Source organism: Acetobacter orleanensis, assembly GCF_001581005.1.
GTDB lineage: Bacteria > Pseudomonadota > Alphaproteobacteria > Acetobacterales > Acetobacteraceae > Acetobacter > Acetobacter orleanensis.
Genome location: NZ_LHZV01000067.1, coordinates 185,217 through 208,149 on the forward strand (window position 1 = coordinate 185,217; position 22,933 = coordinate 208,149).

20 protein-coding genes and 1 pseudogene are annotated in these 22,933 nt (G+C 57.7%); 11 read left to right on the forward strand and 10 right to left on the reverse strand.

Annotation, left to right across the window (positions count from 1 at the left end; translation table 11 throughout):
* The first annotated feature begins 25 nt into the window (after window positions 1-25).
* Window positions 26-484 carry a MarR family winged helix-turn-helix transcriptional regulator gene (locus AD949_RS12715; protein WP_048834664.1) on the forward strand — a complete coding sequence of 153 codons (459 nt, stop codon included), beginning with the start codon at window positions 26-28 and terminating at the stop codon, window positions 482-484.
* Between the two features lie 372 nt (window positions 485-856).
* On the opposite strand, the gene AD949_RS12720 is transcribed toward AD949_RS12715, so the two are convergent.
* The 4 genes from AD949_RS12720 to fghA all read right to left on the reverse strand — a co-directional run bounded on the left by AD949_RS12720 (window position 857) and on the right by fghA (window position 4,494).
* Window positions 857-1,207, reverse strand: a complete 351-nt coding sequence (locus tag AD949_RS12720; protein ID WP_052944499.1) for a protease inhibitor I42 family protein — start codon at window positions 1,205-1,207, stop codon at window positions 857-859.
* 146 nt (window positions 1,208-1,353) lie between these two features.
* The gene (locus tag AD949_RS12725) at window positions 1,354-2,352 is read right to left on the reverse strand and encodes an alpha/beta hydrolase (RefSeq protein WP_209421622.1); all 999 of its coding nucleotides are present in this window, start codon (window positions 2,350-2,352) and stop codon (window positions 1,354-1,356) included.
* A 204-nt stretch (window positions 2,353-2,556) separates the two neighbouring features.
* Complete coding sequence (locus AD949_RS12730) at window positions 2,557-3,438, reverse strand: AraC family transcriptional regulator (protein WP_174766742.1); 882 nt, start codon at window positions 3,436-3,438, stop codon at window positions 2,557-2,559.
* Window positions 3,439-3,630: 192 nt separating this feature from the next.
* Window positions 3,631-4,494, reverse strand: coding sequence for an S-formylglutathione hydrolase (gene fghA / locus AD949_RS12735; RefSeq protein ID WP_048834663.1), 864 nt, complete (start codon window positions 4,492-4,494; stop codon window positions 3,631-3,633).
* A gap of 317 nt (window positions 4,495-4,811) precedes the next feature.
* On the opposite strand from fghA, the gene AD949_RS12740 reads away from it, so the two are divergent.
* From AD949_RS12740 to AD949_RS12750, 3 genes are all read left to right on the forward strand, one after another.
* A complete protein-coding gene (locus AD949_RS12740; RefSeq protein WP_048834662.1) occupies window positions 4,812-5,687 on the forward strand; it encodes a bestrophin family protein in 876 nt (291 codons plus the stop codon).
* A gap of 92 nt (window positions 5,688-5,779) precedes the next feature.
* Window positions 5,780-6,370 carry a CarD family transcriptional regulator gene (locus tag AD949_RS12745; RefSeq protein WP_043552352.1) on the forward strand — a complete coding sequence of 197 codons (591 nt, stop codon included), beginning with the start codon at window positions 5,780-5,782 and terminating at the stop codon, window positions 6,368-6,370.
* Window positions 6,371-6,489: 119 nt separating this feature from the next.
* Window positions 6,490-8,100, forward strand: coding sequence for a tetratricopeptide repeat protein (locus AD949_RS12750; protein WP_048834661.1), 1,611 nt, complete (start codon window positions 6,490-6,492; stop codon window positions 8,098-8,100).
* A gap of 14 nt (window positions 8,101-8,114) precedes the next feature.
* Here the strand turns inward: AD949_RS12750 and AD949_RS12755 are convergent, their stop codons facing one another.
* Both AD949_RS12755 and AD949_RS12760 read right to left on the reverse strand, forming a co-directional pair.
* Window positions 8,115-8,588 carry a hypothetical protein gene (locus tag AD949_RS12755; RefSeq protein WP_244463267.1) on the reverse strand — a complete coding sequence of 158 codons (474 nt, stop codon included), beginning with the start codon at window positions 8,586-8,588 and terminating at the stop codon, window positions 8,115-8,117.
* A gap of 198 nt (window positions 8,589-8,786) precedes the next feature.
* On the reverse strand, window positions 8,787-10,208 hold the full coding sequence (locus AD949_RS12760) for a penicillin-binding protein activator (RefSeq protein WP_048834729.1): 1,422 nt from the start codon (window positions 10,206-10,208) through the stop codon (window positions 8,787-8,789).
* Here AD949_RS12760 and rsmI point away from each other — a divergent pair.
* Window positions 10,196-11,200 carry a 16S rRNA (cytidine(1402)-2'-O)-methyltransferase gene (gene rsmI / locus AD949_RS12765; protein WP_048834728.1) on the forward strand — a complete coding sequence of 335 codons (1,005 nt, stop codon included), beginning with the start codon at window positions 10,196-10,198 and terminating at the stop codon, window positions 11,198-11,200. The genes AD949_RS12760 and rsmI overlap by 13 nt on opposite strands.
* A 233-nt stretch (window positions 11,201-11,433) precedes the next feature.
* Here the strand turns inward: rsmI and AD949_RS12770 are convergent, their stop codons facing one another.
* Both AD949_RS12770 and AD949_RS12775 read right to left on the reverse strand, forming a co-directional pair.
* The gene (locus AD949_RS12770; protein ID WP_048834660.1) at window positions 11,434-12,660 is read right to left on the reverse strand and encodes a BaiN/RdsA family NAD(P)/FAD-dependent oxidoreductase; all 1,227 of its coding nucleotides are present in this window, start codon (window positions 12,658-12,660) and stop codon (window positions 11,434-11,436) included.
* Window positions 12,661-12,665: 5 nt separating this feature from the next.
* Window positions 12,666-13,334 (reverse strand): glutathione S-transferase family protein, encoded by a 669-nt coding sequence (locus AD949_RS12775; RefSeq protein ID WP_048834727.1) that lies wholly within the window; start codon window positions 13,332-13,334, stop codon window positions 12,666-12,668.
* 188 nt (window positions 13,335-13,522) lie between these two features.
* On the opposite strand from AD949_RS12775, the pseudogene minC reads away from it, so the two are divergent.
* The 3 genes and pseudogenes from minC to minE all read left to right on the forward strand — a co-directional run bounded on the left by minC (window position 13,523) and on the right by minE (window position 15,484).
* Window positions 13,523-14,220 (forward strand): annotated as a pseudogene (gene minC, locus AD949_RS12780) (septum site-determining protein MinC).
* 140 nt (window positions 14,221-14,360) lie between these two features.
* Window positions 14,361-15,176, forward strand: a complete 816-nt coding sequence (minD, locus tag AD949_RS12785; RefSeq protein ID WP_048834659.1) for a septum site-determining protein MinD — start codon at window positions 14,361-14,363, stop codon at window positions 15,174-15,176.
* On the forward strand, window positions 15,173-15,484 hold the full coding sequence (gene minE / locus AD949_RS12790) for a cell division topological specificity factor MinE (protein WP_048834658.1): 312 nt from the start codon (window positions 15,173-15,175) through the stop codon (window positions 15,482-15,484). The genes minD and minE overlap by 4 nt, the downstream gene beginning before the upstream one ends.
* Window positions 15,485-15,568: 84 nt before the next feature.
* Here minE and AD949_RS12795 read toward each other — a convergent pair whose 3' ends face one another.
* Window positions 15,569-16,261, reverse strand: coding sequence for a GntR family transcriptional regulator (locus AD949_RS12795; RefSeq protein WP_096430243.1), 693 nt, complete (start codon window positions 16,259-16,261; stop codon window positions 15,569-15,571).
* On the reverse strand, window positions 16,248-18,068 hold the full coding sequence (locus AD949_RS12800) for an ABC transporter ATP-binding protein (RefSeq protein WP_048834657.1): 1,821 nt from the start codon (window positions 18,066-18,068) through the stop codon (window positions 16,248-16,250). The genes AD949_RS12795 and AD949_RS12800 overlap by 14 nt, the downstream gene beginning before the upstream one ends.
* A 235-nt stretch (window positions 18,069-18,303) precedes the next feature.
* Between AD949_RS12800 and cysG the strand changes: the two genes are divergently transcribed.
* The 3 genes from cysG to AD949_RS12815 all read left to right on the forward strand — a co-directional run bounded on the left by cysG (window position 18,304) and on the right by AD949_RS12815 (window position 22,783).
* Window positions 18,304-19,704, forward strand: a complete 1,401-nt coding sequence (gene cysG / locus AD949_RS12805; RefSeq protein WP_048834725.1) for a siroheme synthase CysG — start codon at window positions 18,304-18,306, stop codon at window positions 19,702-19,704.
* A 440-nt stretch (window positions 19,705-20,144) separates the two neighbouring features.
* Window positions 20,145-21,815: a porin family protein gene (locus tag AD949_RS12810; RefSeq protein WP_048834656.1), complete on the forward strand. Its 1,671-nt coding sequence runs from the start codon at window positions 20,145-20,147 to the stop codon at window positions 21,813-21,815.
* Window positions 21,816-21,955: 140 nt separating this feature from the next.
* The gene (locus tag AD949_RS12815) at window positions 21,956-22,783 is read left to right on the forward strand and encodes an aldo/keto reductase (RefSeq protein WP_048834724.1); all 828 of its coding nucleotides are present in this window, start codon (window positions 21,956-21,958) and stop codon (window positions 22,781-22,783) included.
* The last annotated feature ends 150 nt before the right edge of the window (window positions 22,784-22,933 follow it).

The following is a 22,933-nucleotide window of genomic DNA, read 5'->3' on the forward strand; positions in this document are numbered from 1 at the left end:
AACCACAGGATTTATATAGCTAGCCATGAATAACAATAGCAAGCCATATAAATGGCGCTCTCGAGACCATTCCCTTGGTTATATGGTCAACTGGGCAGCTCGGCTCTTCGCGCGCGAGATGGACGATGCCCTGCGCCCCTTTGGTCTCACGTCTGGACAACTCCCTGTGTTTTTCGCCCTTGCGGATGGGGAGCCTCAACCGCAGCGTGAACTGGTGCGCCTTGCCGCAGTAGAGCAATCCACTATGGCCAAGACCCTCTCACGTATGGAACGGGACGGACTGATCCAGCGCAGCGCAGACCCAAATGATCGGCGCAGCACATTGATCTCGCTGACCTCTTCAGCCGAAAAAAAACTGCCAGACATTGCTGCGGCTGTCGCGTCAATCAATACCAAAAGCCGTCTTCATTTATCGACAGAGGACGGTGAACAACTCCTTGATCTGCTTCGACAGGTCATCAGCGGTCTGACAGATGATGAATGATGATTTATTGGGGGAAGGCTGAATGTCGGTCATCGCGCAAAGAACGGAGCGAAGCTCCCCATGGCGGTTCTGCCTCTCTGAAACATCTTCCGGCCAGCACGTCGCGCCGACAGACAAGGAGGACCGGGCAGAAACCTGCCCACTGGACAGATCATTCAGCAGGCGACCGAGTGTCGCGTTGAACTGGCATCGTCGCTCAGGGCGCTATGCCGGATTAAAAGCCTCTAAGGCTACATATGAACTGTCGGAACACAGCGGCATAACTCAGCGTCTGGAGACGGTGCCAGACGGTCGTGGCCGTGACTTTTCTTTCAAAATCGGCCACGCCTTCCAGCAATTTTCATCTGACGGCAAGAAACGACAGACTGAATCTTATTTTGTGACATTCACATATTTAAATGTTGATTCTTTAGGGAGGCTTTCAAATGCTCTTCCATATTTTAATTCAATCTTGCCGCTTCCTGCCTTGATTGATTTAAAATAAAATCTCTCTACGCCTCCACAGCCAGCCATTCCATTTTCGCAATCTTTAGATGGAATATAAGACATCGAAAACAACACGACATTATCTGGAATTTTTTTTATCATCCAGCCATAACCCGTTGATGGATTGCTCTTGAGTTCAAAATTAAATGTATCATTAACCTTTGAGGTAATAGCCCCATCATCCGCAAAGGCAATGTTCGGGATCATGATTGCCAGAAAAACAATTAATTTCTTCATTTATTGTACTCCATTAATTTTTTAGGTGAATATCTATTAACCCTATAGACAGAAGAGTAAAAAATTACTTTCCACCCACATCAAAACTATAACCCATTGGTAGTGTCATGGCCAGAAAACTCACACTGGAGAGCAGAGTTGCTGCCTTAGCCATCTCGTAATGGTTCACGTAAGGCATTAACCCGTGCTCGTATATGTCGAAAAACGTCCTTAGCTTCTGGTGTAAAGGTCGCTCCCATAAAGACGTGAAAAGCACCGGGATATTCGTGATATTTGCACAGAGCCTTTGCAGATTTGGCAAACGTTCTGGCATCCACTACAAAAACGTCCTGAGCACCTTGGAACAAAGTCATCGCGGGCAGTCCGGTAATGTCAGCATACAAAGGACTCATATACGGTGAGGCAGGATCAGTCTTGCCCGCCCACCACTTGCCGCATTCACGCAATCCATCAATGCTCAAAATAACATCGCTATTTTCCAAGTCTCTCATTCTCTCATCACGCAACATCAGATCAAGCCATGGAGAAAACAAAATCAGATGATGGGGAAGCGATAATCCCGCGTCTCGGCGACGAAGAGCTAATGAGAGTGCAAAATTCCCCCCGGCGCTATCACCAGCCACAATAATCCGCTCATTGGGGTAGCTTGTTACGATATGATCATAGACAGCATCGACAAGAGTCGTTCCGGGAATGTGGTCAGATTCAGGAGCAAGCGCGTAGAAAGGGATAGTGACACTTGCGCCCGTTGCATCAATGAGCGCGCGTATAATACGCCAATGTGCATCGATCAAAGGATGGATGTACGCGCCACCATGCAAATAAAGAATATGCAGATTAGTGCGGCCTTTTCGGGGGATAAGAGTTACCACCTTCTGGTTCGCATATGTCCATTCTTTTACCTGACAGCGTTGGCGCAGCGCCCGTGAGAGTGGAGCCTCCTGCGGGTATGAACGCGTATGAACGTCTCTATACAATTTACCTGCATCAGCGAACGACTTAGCCTTAAGACCAAGCAGCATCTTTGTCGCAAGAAGTGACTTACTCATGCGCTGGCGCCGCGCTAGAATTGCCAATCCGAGGGTGACTGAAGCGCCCCCTGCTACCACCACAAGACCACTTTTCGCGTAAAAACGCAGGTCCATTAGCCCATACTCCAACAATTGTTGATCTGCTCATGCAGTCAGGACCATCAACGCGGTGACGAGACACTCGTTCGCATTGACCAGCTTCCTGCCTGAATTCGTTCTTATTGCCTCAAGGACACGTCACGAACGCTCGCAAGTTTCAGGAGGCGACTACCGCCTATCTGCTCCATTCCCGAAAATGCGGGCGGCTATTCCAATTTTTTATCTGAGCGGCAGAAAAAGGTCTACAACCGCTTCGTGCTCGGGCACCTCTGGAAAAAATGCGATACGCTGGCAGTAGAGTGGAAAGTCACGGGCTTCCTCCCCGCTTTGCGGGAGCCAATCGCGGTAGAGATAAAGAGCAGCGGTTTCCAGATCGTCGGTATGACCTACGACCCGCAAGACGGCACATCTCCCGCCCGGAATGGTGCTGGACGCAATGTCCTCATTGCCTGCTTCGAAGACCCGCTCAGTCTCGACGCATAAATCCAGCCTGTAATCGCTCGGTTTTGTGGTCCGCGGGTCACACCGGAATATATTGAACGTCTTGCTATTCCGCGGCACAAGCCCGACCGCCTTTCGCCATCTGATGAAGCGTTGAATAGTCGTCCCGATTGTGGCTGGAGGCCCGCGATGCTCCATGATCGCCACCCGAATGGGTGGCACCTCTTTAATGGTCACATCAGTTGTATTGAAAACTCGTTGCATGAGCTTATTCCTCGCAGTGATGAAAGGTCCGAAGGCCGTAAGCCACGGTTCCCAATCAGGAGATTTTCGGAATGACGACGGCGACTGCCCAAACCGTTTCCGGAAGGCGCGGGCAAAAGCGTCAGGTGTGCTGTAACCAGCATCCATGGCGATCTCCGTGACGCTCTGGTCTTCACGATAGGCCAACCGAAACGAAGCGCGCTTCATGCGGCTCAGCTGAATGTAACGATGCACTGAAAGACCGAAAATCGCCGTGAACTGACGATGAAAATGGAACTTTGAGAACGCAGCGACCTCACTGAGCGTTTCGAGGTCCAGTTGATCATCCAGATGCCTGTCGACATGATCAAGCGCTCGCTGCATTCTGGCATGGTAGGTTTGAAGTACTCGCGTCACTATCGGCTCCATCGTAGTGACGGTATCTAGACACATCGCCATAAAGACCGCTCGACCGATCTTGCGATTCTATATGAGGTCACGAGATACGCTTTGGCTTAGCAACTGCTAGTTGTTAATGAGCCTAATATAGAGGGGGAGCGGCCGGGTTGAGGCAAAAACGCCCTCTCGGTTTTGCCTCTCAGCGTCTCATCACACCCGACCCAACACCTCAGCATGGTGCCGGATATGGTCTGCGGCAAAGCTCTGCACAAACCAGTAAGAATGATCATATCCGGCGTGGCGGCGGATACGGAGGGATTGTCCAGCCTTGCAGGCTGCGTCTTCCAGTAGATCCGGTTTCAGTTCGCGTTCCAGAAACTGGTCGGCCTCACCCTGATCAATCAGGATATCGGTCGGATGACGGTAGCCATCTTCCAGCAGGCAGACCGCATCATGCGCCCGCCATGTCTGGCGATCTGGCCCCAGATATCCCGTAAAAGCCTTCTCGCCCCACGGCACTGCTGACGGGTGGGCTATCGGCGCGAAGGCTGAGACAGATTTCCAGAACTCTGGCGCATGCAACGCATGCACCAACGCGCCATGCCCACCCATGGAATGGCCCATGATGCCACGCCGCGCGCCATCCAGCGGAAAAAGTTGCTCTGTCACCGCAGGCAGTTCCCGCGCGATATAGCTGCCCATGCGATAATGGCGGCTCCATGGAGCCTGCGTTGCATCCAGATAGAACCCGGCGCCTGTGCCAAAATCCCAGCTTTCTTCCTCCCCCGGCACATTTGCGCCGCGCGGAGACGTATCTGTCGCCACCAGAGCCAGCCCCAGCCGAGCCGCTTCGGCCAGAGCATGGGCTTTGATAAAAAATGTTTCTTCCGTGCAGGTCAGGCCCGCCAGAACATGCACCACTGGCGCAGGCCGCGCGGCGGTGACACCCGGCGGCACAAACACGGCAAAGCGGGCTTCCAGCCCCAACGCTTCAGACGGATGGCTATAAAAACCAACTCGGCCACCGTGGCAGAGATGTTCCGATCTGGTTTTCAGCATAGAGGAAGATGTCATCCGCCTGTCTTTCCTTCATCGTCCAGAAACTGGGAAACTGGCTCGCTTCTGGCGTTTAGCCATGTGGACTCAGGATAGGCTGCTTTCTCTCCGGCAAGCCAGAGCACGCATCTCAAACATGCCAAAAGTGAATTATAATATTTTTTTTAAAATCGCAGGCAGGGCCATCCCACATCGCTGCCGGGGCGTGCTATCCTCCCGCCCAACGCGACACAGCATTGCACGCGAAGAAACCCTTGGGCTTCTACGCTGTTTAGCTCTCTCGATTTTACCGTCTGGCCACGGCTCGGACATCACACAGAACGGAGATTTAAGGGATGATCGTTGACCAGAGGATCGGCCTGCGCATCATCGGTAAAGAAATTTTCGGCGTCATTATGCTTATGACAGCTTGGGATTTCATCGTCGTCATCCTGTTTCAGGTCTTTCATCAGGAATGGATGGAGCAGCCCAGCCTGCCCACCTCCCTTATTGGCTCGGCCCTCGCCCTTTTCATGGGCTTTCGCAGCAATAGCGCCTATGCCCGCTGGTGGGAGGCCCGTACCCTGTGGGGGGCCATTACCAACAACAGCCGCTCCTTCGGGCGGCAAGTTGGGTCCTTGCTCAAGGACCGGCCAGATCTGATGCTGGCCATGGCGGCCTACCCGTATGCCCTGCGCGGCGCACTGGGGAATGTGGATGTTTCCGCAGACGTCAACCGCCTGCTTCCGCCAGAGATGGCCCGTGCCATTGCTGGCTGGCGCAACCAGCCCAACGCCATTCTCTACCAGCTTGGACTGGGTGTGAGTGATGAAGTCGCCAAAAAGGGCATTGATGGCGCGGTCCATGGTCAGATTGACCGTATCCTGTCGGACCTTGCCAATGCGCAGGGCGGGCTTGAGCGCATTCGTAACACGCCCCTACCCATGCAGTTTTCCGCCCTGCCCCGTGCGCTGGTAAACGTGTTCTGCATTGTTCTGCCGCTTTCCATGGTCCAGACTCTGGAATGGATTACCCCTCTTGGCTCGTCCCTCGTGGGTATTCTGTTTCTGGTACTTGATAAAAGTGCGAATGACCTGCAAGAGCCATTTGCCGACACACCTCATGCGCTGCCCATGGCGACCATGGCCCGCACGATTGAGATTGATGTGGTCCAGCCCACAGGGCGCCCGGTGCCACCCCCCATTACCGCAGTGGATGGCATTCAGCCCTGATACCCAGCTTCATCTTCCCTATGGGCTGCCATACGGAGTCTGTCTGCCGTTTTGGAAGACAGACTACTGAAATTGTGGTATAAGGTTTGGTTATGAGCACATTCAGAACAACTCCGAAAGGCGGCGTGACAGACGCAATGGCACGCACTGCCGCCGCAACAACCGCAGCGCAGGCCAAAACCAAAATTAAAGATGACGACCCCTTCCAAGAAGGCGATGCCATTGTCTATGCCGCCCATGGCGTGGGCCGCGTAGATCGCATCGGTGTTGACGAGATTGCCGGAACCAAGCTGGAAGTGATTCAGATTTCCTTCCCCGGCAATCAGATGACCCTGCGCATCCCGCTTACCAAGGCCCGCAAGGCCGGTCTGCGCAAAATCGTCTCGCGCGAGATTGTGGATAAAGCCATGGCCATTATCAAAGGCAAGCCGCATGTCAGCAAAGGCATGTGGGCCCGCCGCGCCGTGGCCTATCAGGAAAAGATCAACTCGGGTGATCTGGTCCAGATTGCCGAAGTGCTGCGTGACCTGCGCCGCAATGTGGACAGTCTGGACGGCAGCTTTAGTGAACGGAAGCTGTTTGAAGCTGCTCAGGAACGGTTTGTGGCGGAAGTCGCTGTTCTTGAGAAAAAAGACCCCACAGAAGTTCTGGACTCCCTCACGGCTGTCATGAAAGCCGCCTGAGTTTTCCAGTCTGGAACAGATGCAAAAACCCGGTTCGGCCCTGTGCCTGACCGGGTTTTTTGTTAACCGGGCCTGTTTTCCTTTTCAGGCTTGCATGAGGCCATGTAGAGATAGAGCCTATGACGCGCAAAGCTTCCTCCCCCGCACCTTCCGCGGCCCCTGATTCTGCTACTCTGCGCCGGGCGCTGAGTGAAATCAAAGCCGGGCACTTTGAAACCACGCTGCATGCCCTTGCCCCCCATGCTGGCAGCGGGGAAAAATCGGTCGAACTTCTGCGCGCCTTTTGTCTGGCTGGAATCGGAAAGCCGGAACAGGCAGCAGAAATTCTCTGCCGTGTCGCGCAGGATACACCAACAGCCGTGCATCCGTTGCAGGACCTGAGCGACATCATGGCGGCACTTGACCGCAGGCCAGCGGCTATTGCCGCCTGCCGCGCAGCACTTGCCCTAACCCCGCAAGACGCACGGATTTATGACGTGCTGGGCAGCGTGCTGACGCAGATGGGCCTGTTTGACGACGCCGTTGAGACCCTCCGCCAGTCCATTACTCTGCGGCCCAACGCCACCTATTCCTATAACCTTCTGGCCATGGCGCTGACAGAGCGCGGTGATATGGCGGAAGCCCTGACTGTGCTGGAAGGCGTTCTGGCTGAAAACCCGGACCACGCAGGCAGCCTCTCCAACATGGGCTGTATTCTGGCGGGAGAAGGCCGGTTTGAAGAGGCTCTGGATGCCTACCGCCGCGCCATTTTCTATCGCCCGACCGATGCGCAGATCCGCCTGAATCACTCCATCACCCTGCTCAAGGCGGGACGCTACGCGCAAGGCTGGGCCGAGCATGAATGGCGGCTCCAGCTCCCCGGCCATAGCAGCCTGCCGCAGGACCGCCTGTTGCCATCCCTCGGCCCGGATACGGACCTGACAGGCCAGCGTATTCTGGTAACACAGGAAGAAGGTCTGGGCGATACGCTGATGTATCTGCGCTATGTGGAACCGCTGGTCCGCCGAGGTGCGTATGTTCACCTGTGGGTGCCGGATACGCTGGAAGCCCTCTGCCAGCGGATTGAGGGCGTGGGCACCGTGCAGGTCGGGGGCGATGTGCCACCCTATGACTGGCATTGCCCCTTTATCAGCCTGCCCCGCGCTTTTGCCGCTACGCCAGACGCCATGGGCGCGCCTGTCCCGTATCTGAAAGCTGACCCGGAGAAAGTGCAGGCGTTTGCCAAACTCCTACCTGACAACCATAAGTTGAACATCGGGCTGATCTGGGGTGGCGCGCCGCGCCCCAACCTGATTGGCCCGCATATGGTGGACCGCAGACGCTCCATGAGCCTGCAAACGCTGGAACCACTCAGCTTTATTCCCGGCATCAACCTCATCAGCCTGCAAAAAGGCCCCTACGCAGACCAGATGCTGGACCCGCCACGGGACATGACACTGTATGACCCCACGGATGATCTCCACACCATGGATGATACCGCCGCCCTCATGATGTCTCTGGACGTGATTGTGTCGGTCGATACCTCATCCGTGCATCTGGCCGGAGCATTGGGCAAGCCGGTTATCATGATGGATCGGTATGATAATTGCTGGCGCTGGCTGCACGGCCAGAGCACCAGCCTGTGGTACCCGGCCATGCATATTGTCCGCCAGACCACACCCCGTAGATGGGATGATGTTGTGCAGAAAGTAGCGCACCGCCTCCGCACAATGGCGGCTTACCGCGCGTAAGCCGCCCGCACGTTTTACCAGCCGTACCCGTAATACCCCATCCCGGGGTCCCAGTTGCCCCATGCCGGGTTCCAGCCCGTCCAGCCGGGCCCCATCATGCCCCAGCCGCCCCAGTTCCATGAGGCGTCCTGATAATCCTGAGCCGCTTCCTGCTGCTCATCCGCAATAGCCTGTTGCTGCCGGTACTGCTGATACGCGCCATAGGCTTTCTGGTCACCTACGTACAGACAGTCGCAAATTGTCGGGTCTGCATAGACATAGAAAACCTGATCCCCATGCACACGACGCACAAAACGATGCGGCGGCAGTTTGTTGAGCATTGCTTGCCGTTGAGCCGTATCCGCCGGGCGAAACGCAAACCCCGCAGCCGCCAGATGGTCTTCCTTATTGGCAATGCGTTCGGCAGGGCTGACACAGCCGCCTAACAGCACAATGGTGAAGGAGAGCATGGCAATCCTGCCTGACCGGCCGGAGAAAATGGGAAACATCGCAGCACACCTTTTCAGCCCCTGATTTCAGGAAAAGCTTACAAGGCCGGGGGGCGATGTCAAAACACGCATGACGGAGTGCCGCGCAAAGCAACGCAGGCCGTCAGCATGCACTCCCTGTCATGCTGCCCTACACCAGAATACGACAAGCGAGGCAGGCACTTCCCCATCCAGAACGAGCCTGCCTCGCGGGAACGTTTAGCCGGAAACGGCGGCTTTTGTTGTGGCAGGCACCAGCAGCTTCGCACCGCCGCCATTCCCCAGAACTTCAAACACGCCAAGCGCACGGCGGGTCCGGCCATCCGGCAGCAGCGTAAACGGACCATCCACCCCGGCAAACCCCTCCTGACGAGTGAGCGCACTCGTCGGGTAGCCCTTGGATGTCGCGTGGGCAACCGTGGTTGCAACGGTCGCGGCATCATAGGACAGATCAGCCAGCGGGCGTGGCATATGGTGGTTACGTGCCATAAAGCGCGTGACAAAACTCTGGCGGGAAGACGGGTCCGGCGCGGCATACCACGCGCCTTTCAGCGCACCCAGCTTGGTTGCAAAAGCAGCCCACAGGCCCGGCCCCATAATCCGCACAGAGTCTGAAGACACATGACTTTCGGCAAGCGCACCAATCACGTTTTTCAGGCCGAGGCCGGTATCCCCCAGCAGCAGCGCATCAAACGGCGGCGGGGACAGTTTCTGCGTCGCAGAGGTTTGGGTCGCGCCATCGGCGGAAACCGCAGCAGGCTTGTCAGACCCGTCCTTGAGGGCCGCCGCCAGATCGGAAGGCAGGTCTTTCTCCGGGGCAGTTCCAGTCCCGTCAGCGGTGGTCGCAGGTGTGCTGGCTGAAGCGGTTGCGTTGCCGCCCGGCTGCGCATCAGCCCGGCGCGTGTCGTAGGAAGACAACTCCCGCATCATCTGCGTAATGCTGGCAGGCGATGAGGTATGATAAACAATGGCTGGTGTTGACAGGCCTTGATCACGGCAGGAAGCCAGCAAACCATTACCCAGCGCATGGCCGAGGGGGTTATCCGGCAGGAACGCCGCAAAGCGCTGCCGCCCTTCCTTCCGCGCCGTGGCAACTAGTCGCTCAACCTGATCTTCCGGCGTGATACCCATCACCCACACACCATCGCGGGCCTGATTGACATCACTGGTAAAGGCCAGAACCGGCAGGCTGGCAGCCTGCGCGGCGGAGGCTGCGGCAGCCGTATCCACCGCCGTCAGCGGGCCGAGAATAATACCGTCGCCAGCTTGCGCCGCCGCCGTTGCGGCAGCGGAGGCACCGCCAGCGGCTGCGGTATCATGCACATCCATTTGCAGGGCAGACGTCTGCCCCGGTGTGGAGGCCGTGCCGTTTTCCGCAAGGGCGAGTTGCGCCCCGGCCAGAAGTTCATGCCCGAGGGCCGCATTTGGCCCCGTCAGCGGGAGCAGAACGCCAATTTTATGGCTGGTGGCCGCCTTGGGCTCGGTGGGTGCAGGCAGTGTTCCCGTGCCGGACTGGTCCGCACATCCGGCCATTGCCAGACCGACTGCGCCTAAAACCACCATTCCGGTCTTGCGTCCTGCGCCATTTCCAGCCAGACCTCGCGTGGAGGCCTTTGACAGGAAAGAATATGTGCGCGTCATCATCCAGATCGTCCTCCGCAAACAACCGGCCTGATGAAGCTAATGGCCGGACTGATCCTCTCCATAGCGAAGGAAAGGCGCCGCGTCATGCCTTCTCTTCCTCTGGCTCTTCCTCCGGCTCTTCCTCCAGCGGTGCCGCTGGCCTCACTCTTGTTGCCACACCCATAGGAAATCTGGGCGACTTCAGCCTTCGTGGCGCTGAAGCCCTCTCAGATGCGGACCTTATTCTGTGTGAAGACACCCGTATGACAGCCCGCCTGCTGTCTGACCGGAACATCTCCACCCGCACCGAAGCCCTGCATGAACATAATGAACGCCAGCGCGTTCCCGCCCTGATCGAACGGATGCAGAATGGCACCCGCATGGCGCTGGTGTCCGACGCTGGTATGCCGCTGATGTCCGACCCCGGCTTCCGGCTGGTGCAGGCGGTGATTGAGGCGGATCTCCCGCTCACCGTCATTCCCGGCCCCAATGCCGCGCTGACGGCTCTGGTGCTTTCCGGCCTGCCGCCGCATCCTTTTATGTTTATCGGCTTCCCGCCGCCGCGTTCCGCCGCCCGCAAAGAAGCCTTCGCCCAACTCCGCGCAGCAGAACGGGCGGGCCTGAGCGCCACCCTGATCTGGCATGAAGCCCCACACCGTCTGGCCGAAACTCTGGCCGACATGACCGAGATTTTTGGAGAAAGCCGCGCCTGCGCCGTCGCGCGGGAACTGACAAAACGCTTTGAGGAAGTCAAACGCGGGCCAGTCGGCACCCTCGCGGCCTTCTACGCTGAAACGCCACCGCGTGGCGAAATCACCCTACTCCTCGGCCCGGCTGAAGCCGAGGAAAGCAGCAAGGATGATCTGGACACCACCCTCCGCACCCTGCTCAGCACACATTCTGTGAAAGATGCAGCAGCCCTCGCCGCCACTGCCATCGGCCTCCCCCGCCGCACGGTCTATGCGCGCGCACTGGAACTGGCCGCTGAGCAGAAGAAAAGCGCAGACTAAAGACTAACCGGAAAGTTCTCTGTAAATAAGGAGCTTTCCGAAATCTGCGGGCAGAACACACGCCATCCAGTCACTTGCTCTTGCTCTTGCTCTTGCTCTTGCTCTTGCTCTTTAAGCCCGAACCGCTTTTTCAGTTTTCGTCAAACAGCTTATCAGAGCACGAAAAAGACGAAATCTGACTGGTTTTTTATTGAGAACACCAGAAGATCAAGACCGGCACGGCCTGACAGACATCAGGCCGCAGCACTTTCCCCAAGCGCTTCCCCTGCGACGTACCCGCTCGCCCATGCCCAGTGGAAATTATAGCCACCGAGCCAGCCGGTTACGTCCACGGCTTCCCCAATCACATAGAGATTAGGGACAGTCTGCGCTTCCATGGTTTTGGATGACAGCTTGCGCGTATCAACCCCACCGCGCGTGACTTCCGCTTTGGCGAAACCTTCCGTGCCGGTGGGGTGCAAATCCAGCCGATGGATCCGCTCCCCCAGAGCACGGAGCGTGCGGTCCGACCATTCCACCACAGGGCGCTCTTCCGGTGCGCTCTGGCGCGCCAGTTCCTGCGCCAGACGATGCGGCAGCCAGCGGCTTAACGCTGCCGGGCCTTTCATCTGGCTTTTGGCTTTTTTCAGTGCGGCCAGATGCGCCGTCATGTCCTGCCCCGGCAGCAGATCAATTCGCACTGGCTGGTTCGCCTCCCAATAAGACGAAATCTGCAACAGCGCGGGGCCGGACAGCCCGCGATGCGTGAACAGCAACGCTTCATCAAAGCCCGTTTTCCCGCAGGACGCCCGCACTGGCAGAGAAACCCCGGCCAGTGACTGCACCCAGCTTTCCTCAGGCTTGCCAAACACCAGCGGCACCAGAGCAGGCTCCGGAGAGATAACTGACAGACCAAAATACCGCGCTATATTATAGCTGAAGCTGGTTGCGCCCAGCTTGGGAATAGACAGACCACCCGTGGCCAGCACGAGTGCCTTGCTGGTGAAAGTCCCGGCCGATGTCTGCACCCGGAAATCCTGCGGCTTTGTGACCTCTGTAATGCGCACATCCGTCAGAATGGTCACATGCGCGGCAGCACATTCCGCCAGCAGCATCTGCACAATATCCCGCGCGGAATTATCGCAGAACAACTGCCCCAGCTTTTTCTCATGCCAAGGAATTTTATGGGCCGCGAGTAATTCCAGAAACTGCGATGGTGTGTAACGGCTCAAGGCCGAGCGGGCGAAATGTCTATTTTGAGAAATAAAGCGTTCGGCGCGCATTTCTGTATTGGTAAAATTGCAGCGCCCACCACCAGAAATCAGGATTTTACGCCCAACTTCCGGCGCATGGTCCAGCACCACAACCCGCCGCCCACGTCGGGCCGCGGTAAAGGCTGCCATCAGTCCGGCAGCGCCAGCACCAATAATCAGCACATCGGGCGAGCGACGGGAGGCCTCGCCGCCAGTATGAAACGCCACGCGCTTCAGAAATCCAGATTGGCGTAATAGTCCGGCGGCGTAATGCCGGAAACGCGATCCCCCAGCAGAGGCCGGAAACAGGGGCGGGATTTCATGCGGGCGTACCAGTCCCGCACCGCCGGCGCCTTGGACCAGTCAATATCGCCAATAAAATCGAGGCTGGAGAGGTGGGCCGCCGCCGTAAAATCCGCCAGAGACAGGAAATTGCCAGCCAGCCAGTTGCGATTTTCCGCCAGAAAATTGATGTATTTCATATACGGCTTCATGGCCGCATAACCTTCGCGCAGCACAGTGCCATCCGGGTTGCCTCGGCCACTAATGCGCTTCATCACCCGCTCACCAATAAAGCGGCGGGAGACATCCCGCGCAAAGCTCTGATCAAACCACGCCACCAGACGGCGCACTTCCACGCGCTCTGCCAGTGTGCGGCCCAGCAGCGGCGTATCGGAATAGGCTTCTTCCAGATACTCGCAGATCACTGAGGAATCCGGCACAACCAGCCCGTTATCTTCCACCAGTACCGGCACTTCACCCGCCGGGTTCATGGCATGGAACTCCGGGCGTTCTTCCCACACCCGTTCCACAATGGCTTCAAACGGCAGACGTTTTTCACCCAGCACAAGCCGGATTTTCCGGCAGTAAGGGGAGAGGGGGAGATGATACAGGGTGCGCATGCGAAAAGATTTATGACATTGTCTGCCAACGCGCCAGAGGGTAATCGGGCCTGCGCGCATCAAAATACGCACACAGCCCCTGCATTGCCTGCACAGATGCTCGACAGACCGCCCTTACAGCGTGTACCAGTGCTGATCTTTTGCTGATCTTTACCTGCCCGATCCTACGTTAGCGAGAACCTACGTCCTTGTCCGCCACGACATCTCCCCTGCCCCGCATCCGTATTTCCGGCCGCTCCTTTCTAGCCCTCACGCTTACGCCGGAAGCCCCTTTGGAAGACTGGCTGAGCGCGCTGGACCACCAGATTACCCGCTCCGCCGGGTTCTTTGCTGGCAAGCCCATCATTCTCGACCTCGGCATGCTGGATGCCGAAACAGAACATCTGGCGGGCCTGCTCTCTGCCCTAAAGGACCGTGGCATCCGCGTGATTGGCATTGAGGGCGGAGACCGCAACTGGCCTGCGCTGGCGGCGTGGGAGTGGCCGGAAAGTTTTGCAGGCGGCCGCGCTTCTGCGGAAATGGATATTCCGGAAGATGATGTGCCAGCCCCCCCGGCTCGCGCACGCTTATTCTTGAAACCCCTGTCCGCTCTGGCCAGCAGGTTGTCTGGCCGGATGGGGATGTCATCATTCTTGGGTCCGTGGCCTCCGGCGCGGAAGTCTCGGCTGGTGGGTCCATCCATATTTATGGCCCCCTGCGCGGGCGGGCCATTGCGGGTATTGGCGGCAATGCGGACGCCCGCATTTTCACCCGTGCGCTGGAAGCGGAACTGGTGGCGATTGACGGTTTCTACGCAACAGCGGAAGAAATGGATGCCGAGCACACAAGTAAACCGGCTCAGGTTGCGCTTTCTGGGGAAACACTCACCTTTCTTCCTCTCGCGTAACTCTTTCGCGCAAAAGAATTCGTCTGAAACCAATATTCTGCGTTTCATTTTTGACGACAAATTGTAAGGTGCTTTCCATGCATGGCTGTCACGCTGATATGATGGCAAAGCAGCTTTAAGACCAAAGAGGAATAACACGGATGTCAAAGGTTCTGGTCGTCACGTCCGGCAAGGGTGGCGTGGGCAAGACCACCACCACCGCAGCCTTAGGCGCAGCGCTGGCACAAAACGGCCAAAGCGTTGTGCTGGTTGATTTCGATGTCGGCCTGCGGAACCTTGATCTGGTAATGGGCGCGGAACGCCGCGTGGTGTTTGACCTGATCAACGTTATTCAGGGCGATGCCAATCTGGCGCAGGCGCTTATCAAGGATAAGCGCGTCCCGTCCCTCTCCCTGCTGCCCGCCTCCCAGACGCGGGATAAGGACGCCCTGACATCTGAGGGTGTCGCCAAGGTGATTGAGGAACTGCGCAAGAAGTTTGACTGGGTGATCTGTGATAGCCCAGCCGGAATTGAGCGCGGCGCACAGATGGCGATGTATCACGCGGATATGGCCGTGATTGTCACCAACCCGGAAGTCTCTTCCGTGCGTGACAGTGACCGCATTATCGGCATGCTGGACAGCACGACGGAAAAAGCCAAAAAAGGTGAGAAGCTGGAAAAGCACCTGCTCCTCACCCGGTATGACCCGCAGCGCGCCTCCCGTGGCGATATGCTGGGGACAGACGACGTGCTGGAAATCCTCTCCATTCCGCTTCTGGGTATTATCCCTGAAAGCGGCGACGTGCTGCGGGCCTCAAACGTGGGAGCCCCGGTTACGATAGCTGAGCCTGAAAGTGCCGCCGCCCGCGCCTATATGGATGCTGCGCGCCGTCTAGCTGGCGAGAAGCTGGAAGTCACCATTCCCACGGAACGTAAAGGCCTGTTTGACTGGCTGTTTAAACGGAGAGTCTCATGACCTTCCTCTCCAACATGTTCAAGCGCCGCTCCTCCGCGCCTGTCGCACGGGACCGCTTGCAAATCCTCCTAGCTCATGAACGGATTTCCGGCGGGGACGGCAAGGATGACCTGCTGGCCCAACTACACCGGGAAATTATGGAGGTCATCAAACGGCACGTCGCTGTGGATCAGGACAAGGTCCAGATCAAGCTGGACCGTGGGGCTCATTGCTCCACGTTGGAAATTGACGTGGAAGTACCCGGCCTGACGGACGTAGCACCGGGCGCAAAGCCCACCGTTGCCGCACCACAGGCTAAAAAAGCCTGACGGGTCTGGTAAGATCGGCATAAAGAAACCCGGCCCGCTCTGGTAGCGGACCGGGTTTTTCTTTGCCCGGAAACCCAGAGCAGTTCAGGCTGGCAGAAGCGGCTCCAGCCATGTGCGGGCTTGCACAAAATCCTGCCTGATTGCTGCCACAGCGGCCTCCGCATCCTGCGCGCGAAAAGCCGCTAGCACCCGCATGTGCGGATGGTTTTCTTCCACAGGGTTGGCTGGCGGTAGACCATTGGTTCCAGCATAAAACGGACCAATCCGCGCCCATAGGCGCTGCATGATGCCAGCGGTAATGCTCATGCTGGAAAAACCCGCAATCGCACTGTGAAACGCCGCATTTCCCACGGCGGAGCGATGCGGATCGCCCGCCAGATATCCCTCAACAAAAGACTGGTGGCAGGCTTCCAGTTCGGCAATCTGTTCTGGCGTGATCCGCGTTGCGACGTTCCGTGTCAGCCGCTCTTCCAGATCCGCACGCAGGGGGTGGACCTCCTGAAAAATCTCGCGCGAGAGTTCTGGGACGCGCGCCGTATTGCGCTCGTCCAGTTCAAGCGCCTGTTCCGATACAAGGCGCAGGAGCGCTTCCCGCACCGGCGTCGGGCTCAGCTTGAGAGACGCCGCCAGCGGGCGCAGCACCAGCCGCTCCCCGCCCTTATATTCACTAAAAATCAGTCGTTCTCTGATCTGCTGATAAGCGTAAGCGGCAAGAGCCCCTTTGGCTGCCCCCGGACGATCAGTATCCAGAGCGGGCGCATCATCATGCAACATCATTCGTATGGGTTACCTGCTGGTTCAGAAAATGTTTATACGGGCCATCCTGCTGCTCCAGCAGGGCGGGAGCACCATCCTCCACAATCCTGCCGTTCTGCATGACAACAATTCTATCAAAGTTCCGCAATGTTGAAAGGCGATGGGCTACGGCAATGACCGTACGCCCTACCATTAGCCGTTCCAGCGCCTTTTGCACATGCGCTTCACTTTCCGTATCCAGCGCACTGGTCGCTTCATCCAGAATCAGGATGGGCGCATTGCGTAAAAACGCGCGGGCAATGGCAATGCGTTGCCGCTGGCCGCCAGAGAGCTTCACCCCGCGATCTCCCACCAGTGTCTGAAATCCTTCGGGCATGGCTTCAATAAACTCCGCACAGCCTGCGGCTTCCGCTGCGGCCCGTACGGCGTCATCCGTCGCCTCTGGCCGACCATAGCGAATATTCTCCAGCACAGTCCGGTGCAGCAGAGACACATCCTGCGGCACAATGGAAAGGCAGGCGCGCAGGCCGTCATCCGTCAGGCTGCAAATATCTTCCCCATCAATCAGAATACGGCCGGCCTGCACAAACCGCAGCCGTTGCAAGAGGGCCAGAACCGTACTCTTGCCAGAGCCAGAACGCCCGACCAGCCCAACCCGCGTCCCTGCGGCAATAAGCAGGTTAAAGCCATCCAGCACATTGCCCGCGCCCGGATACGCAAAGCCGACATTTTCAAACACAATCTCGCCCCGTACCGGGCCGGGGTGCGGCACTGCGTCCTCCTTGTCCGGCATATCATGCGGCACCAGCAGCGCTGAGAGAACCTCAGAAAGTCGGGCGTTATACTGGACAGTCTCCACCAGAGCCAACGCCAGATCCCGCGTGCCGTAGAGGATGGCAAAACCAAGGGTGATGACCATGACCACCTCCCCCACGCTTGCCTTGCCATACTGCCAGAGCATAACGGTCCAGAAAAGCAGCCCCACTGTCAGCAACGCCGTCAGAGCGCCATGCAGCATCCGCAGCTTTTCCATGTAGCGTTGGGAGCGCAGCCGCTGGCCCATTTCCTTGCCCGCCATGGTGTTGAAGCGCATCAACTCTTGTCGGCGCATCCCAAAGGCCCGCACCAGAGCGATATTCCCCATTACATCCAGCGTTTCACCCTCAAGCCCGGCAGCAGCGGCGGCATAGTCCCCGTGCAGTTTCCGTCCACGGACCGCCAGACGGAACATCAACAAACATAATGCGGCCGCCAGAATCACGGTCACGCCGCCCATCAGCCAACTGACCGTAAGCATAAGCGTGACAGAAAGCAGCACATGCAGCGCAGGCGGCAACACGCTCCATGCCAGAAGATTTTCAATGGTGAAGCAGACATTGCCTGCTGTCGCGATCCGCGCAGCGAGAGAGGTCGGCATCCGCTCGGCGAAATAGGCGGGGGAATGGCCGGTCAAAAACCGGAACAGATCACGCCGGATGTCACCTGTCATTTCAATAAAGGTGCGGGACGCAAACCAGCCTGCAATCCGCCAACCCAGATTGTCCAGAGCAATCAGGCCCGCCAGAACGGCCACCGCCATCCAGACAGCCTGCACAGGGCCATCATGCGCTGTGGCCGTCATGACATCCACCAGATGCCGGATAGCGTAGGAGGACAGAACCGCACAGCCAATAGCCAGCCCGACCGAGCCGAAAACCATGACATGCGCCATCATCCGGTTGCGCATATAGCGCAGCAGAAACGCCAGAGGTCGCCCGGCGTAAACATGCAGGTCACGGTCTGGCACCACGCTGGTCTGGTCCTTCTCCCCGATGCCTGACTCTGACATCCTTATGTCCGCCTGCGTGTGCCGTGCGTCAGCGTGTGTGACGGTTCCTGCCATTCTGCCCTCTATGCTCTGCGGGAGCCTGCATGGCTCCATTTTTCTGTGTGCTGTCTCTTGGGAAGACGGCGCTATCATGGCAACACGCTATGAAACGGCACAAAGAGTAAAAAGCTTTTTTGTGCGCCCGGCGCGTTCCCGTCCTTGCGCCCCGCACACAAGATTGCTTGCTGAGGATATTATGCAGTCGTCTTCTGAAAAAACCAGTTGGTTTCCCATCATGCTGCGCCTCGACGGGGCGCGTGTCCTTGTTATTGGCGGTGGGAATATTGCCGCCAACAAGGTGCGGCTTCTGGTGCCGACCGGCGCGCGGATTGAACTTCTCTCCCCAACTCTGTGCCCGGAATTGCAGCGTCTAGCAGAAGACGATGTTCTGACGCATGTGCCCTGCCGGGCTTCAGCGGAAAACATGCAAAGCCGCTTGTCCGGTTGCCGTCTGGTCTATCTCGCCACGAACGACACCACGCTGAACCGTGCTCTGGCCGCCTTATGTCAGCAAGCGAACGTGCCGGTCTGCGCGGTGGATGACCCCGGCAATTCCAGCTTTATTACCCCCGCACTCAGCACGCGGGGCGCGGTTCAGGTCGCCGTATCCACAGGGGGCGCGGCCCCGGTGCTTGCCCGCCGCCTGCGCGCCAAAATTGAAGAAATCCTGCCTGCTGGCCTGCATCTGCTGGCGGAATTCATGCAGAATGCCCGCCAACCACTCCGGGAACGCCTGCCAGACCCATCCGACAGAAGGCAGGTGTGGGAACGATTTTTGGATGGCGCTGGCAGTGCTCTCGCCATGAGTGGGCAGACAGACGCGGCAAAGCGGGAACTGGACACGCTGCTGGACGGCCACACCCGGCAGGGCGAAGTCTGGCTGGTGGGCGCTGGCCCCGGAGACCCGAATTTGCTGACCCTCGCCGCCCTGCGCCTGATGCAGGATGCGGATACCGTTTTGTATGACAGTTTGATCGGCCCAGACATTCTCAATTATGTGCGGCGCGATGCCGAGCTGATTTTTGTGGGCAAGCAACGCAGCCGCCACACACTCCCGCAGGAGGGGATCAATGCTGAACTCGTCCGCCGCGCCAAAGCCGGCGAGCGTGTGTTGCGCCTGAAAGGCGGAGATCCCTTCATTTTCGGTCGTGGCGGGGAGGAGATTGAAACACTCACGCAGGCCGGGGTGCCCTTCCGTATTATCCCCGGTATTTCCGCCGCCAATGGCTGCGCGGCTTATGCCGGGATTCCCCTTACCCACCGGGATTGCGCGCAAGCCTGTCTGTTTATAACCGGCCACGCCAAAGCCGATGGGATGCTTGATCTGGCATGGGAAACCATTGCCCTGCGCAGCCAGACCGTGGTGATCTATATGGGCCTGATCATGCTGCCGCAGCTCTGCTCACAGCTTATCGCCCATGGTCTGCCCGCGGAATGGCCAGCGGCCCTCGTGGAACGCGGCACCACGCCGCAGCAGCGGGTCATAACCGGCACGCTTTCTACCCTGCCCGCACAGGCTATTGCGGAAAAAGTGACCAGCCCAGCCCTAATTATTATTGGCGAAGTTGTGCGGCATCGGGTGCAGCCCGCACCATAAGAGACATAACAATTTCGTGATTTCTAGCAGTATTCTCTGAGCGTTTTTCGTTATAACATCAGGAGGTTTTCATTCGCACATACACGGCAACCCTTATTCCGGTATAGCTCCCCTCCGCCAGAAGCGGGTGAAGGTGTGCCTCTGTCCGACATTTATATCGACTTAGATTCCTTTCCGGGTCTGGAATAAAATATTGTAACGGCCTGATAACAAAGAAAAAACCTCCTATTTCAGCAAAATACTCTCCGCTTGGTGTGCATGAGAGCCCCCTCAAAAATCCGAGGCCTCCAAACAGTCTGAGCCTTTTGGCCGCGCGTTGCATCCTCGGGCTTCAAGCCCTCCAGACCATTCGGAACGCAAAAAAGCCCTCACTAGAGGGTGTTGACGGAAGGGAGGCCAATCTCTCAGAGATAGCAAACGACGTGAGGGAGCGGATTTTTATGGCATCGAAAAAACGGGCACTACTTCTACCTGTTATGGCAACATCTATTGCCTGTACGCCATTCATGACTGCCCCCTCTGCTCTGGCTGACGATTATAGTGACCTGCTGGACATCCTGCAGCTTAAAGGCAGCCTGACCAAACACGAGCATGATACGCTTCTGGCCAAGCATCTCAGCCATACGGCGTCTGCCGCGTCTCACGCCGCGCCCGCCTCCCGCGCCACCGCACACCCTGTCCGCACGGCGAGTGCTGCCGGTGCGCGCCACGCCGCGCAGGCCGGTCATGCGCTTAATTCAGGGTATGAAGACGGAATCCGGTTTGATCCGGGCGCGGCCTCCAGCCGTGCGGAACTGGCCGCTGACCGCGCCGAAGCCAGCGCCCGCTCCGCGCAGGACGCAATGCGCTCCACCAACGAGGCCCTGAACAGCAACAGCATTGTCCGTGTTGCCAAATATGTTCCCGGCAAGGGGCTGACCTTCAAAGCCGGGCCGATCGACATTAATTTCTCCGGCTTTGTGAATGGGTTTTACACCTATAACAGTCCGGCTGGCGGTCGCCCGGTTGCGGGCGGCGTGTCCTCGGGTTCCAGCGGTTTTGACTCCTCCTCCGTACGTAACGGCCTGCTGCCCGCAGGCTTTATCCTCAAGCTCAGCACCACGCAGTCTGGCATTGATATGTCCGCCGTGCTCGGCATGTATCCGGGCGTGGACAACGCCAAAAACGGCGCGTTTAACGCCAATACTGGCGGTAGCCCAGTCGGACTTGGCACCGCCGGGATCGATCTGCGTCAGGTTTACGTGACCGTTGGCACCAAAGAGGTCGGCACTTTCAAGTTTGGCCGAGACCTCGCCATTTTCGGCAGCGACGCCATTCTGAACGACGCCACCCTGCTCAGTGTCGGCTCAACCGGCAGCAACGCGGCACCGGGCAACACCTCGCTGGGCCGTATCGGCGTAGGCTATGTCTATGCGGACTGGATTCCGCAGATTTCCTACGTTTCTCCCACCTATCACGGCCTACAGGGGTCGGTTGGCGTCTTCCAGCCGCTGGATGAGTTCAATTTTGCCGGGGGAGATGCGTCAGGCCGTCCGCTCTCTGCCTCCTCCTCCCAACATTCCTCCCCCATGGTGCAGGGCAAGGGCACGTATGATTTCACGATTGGCGGCGGCGTTCAGGCCCGTATCTGGGCCAGCTTCCTCGTGCAGCATCAACAGGCGCTCACCAGTCCTGATCTTGAGGCCAGCAGCCGACGGAGCGCCATGGTGGAAGCTGGGGAAATTGGCACCAAGATTACCTACAAAGGCTTTCAGGGCGTTGCCTATTATTACCGGGGCAGCGGTCTTGGCACCACCGGCCTGTTCTTTGATGGCGTTGCCAATAATGGCCGCAAACGGGCATCGGAAGGCTATTACGTGCAGGCCATGTATAACTTCACCAAGAAGTTCAAGCTGGTCGGCAGTTATGGTGTGAGTAATCTCTATCAGGCTGCGGGGGAAGACAGCCCACTGCTCGTCCGCCGCAATCAGTCTGAAGTAGGGGCGGCCTTCTACAGCCTGACCGACTGGCTGAACCTTGTCGCCGAATATGCCCATACGGAATCCGCGGCTCACGGCCCGAACAAGGAAAGCGACAACACTGCATCTGGCGGTGTTATCCTTCTGTTCTAACGCAGGACGGTTTTTTTCGAACCTTTTTCGTCCCCGAAGCGTTGAAAAAGGGAGCCGTGCTTTGCCATCAGGCCTTTGTGCTGCCTGATGGCCGACTGAGCACATCCAATCTTCTGATAACCCTCAAGGATTGCGCAACTATGCCCTCAGCCCCGCTTCTTACCCTCAATGACGGTCACAAAATCCCCGCTATGGGGTTTGGCACATACCCGATGAATGATCAGGAGGTTGAAGCTGCCGTGCAGGCTGCCCTGCTCACCGGGTATCGCCTGATTGATACCGCCGCCAGTTACGGCAACGAAACCGGTGTAGGCCATGCGCTACAAGAGTCTGATGTTGAAAGAAAAGACATCTTTCTCACCACCAAGCTCCGTGGGGCCGATCAGGGGTATGATGCAGCCCTGAAGGGGCTGGATGGCAGCCTGCAACGGCTGAATGTGGACTATGTGGACCTCTACCTCATCCACTGGCCGCTGCCGGGCAAAGACCTGTATGTTGAAAGCTGGAAGGCGATGATTGCCGCGCAGAAGGACGGCAAAATCCGCTCCATCGGCGTCTCCAACTTCAAGCCCGCGCATCTAGACCGTCTCATTCAGGAAACAGGCGTCGTGCCTGCCGTCAACCAGATTGAAATTCATGCGGATTTCCAGCAGGCCGATATGCGCCGCGTCAACGCGCAGCACGGTATTCTGACAGAAGGATGGAGCCCGCTGGGCAAAGGCCTGATGGACAACCCTGTGCTTGTGGAACTGGCGGAAAAGCATAACCGCACCCCAGCCCAGATCGCCCTGCGCTGGTTTGCCCAGAACGACGTTATCCCCATCCCCAAATCCAGCAATCCGGACCGGATGCGCGCCAACCTTGATATTTTCAACTTCACGCTGGATGAGAGTGACCTCTCGGCCATCGCCAAGCTGGAAGCCGGAAACCGTCTAGGCGGTGACCCGGATACACATGTCGAAGAATAATTTTTAAAATACGTCCGGCTGGCATTTTTCCGCCAGCCGGAGCGGCATAATCTGACGTGTCTTGAGAGCTTCTGCCCTCATAAAGCCTTATGCCGGATACATCCTCCCCCATCCGCCCTATTATTCTGAACAGAGGGGTGTTGCTCTGAG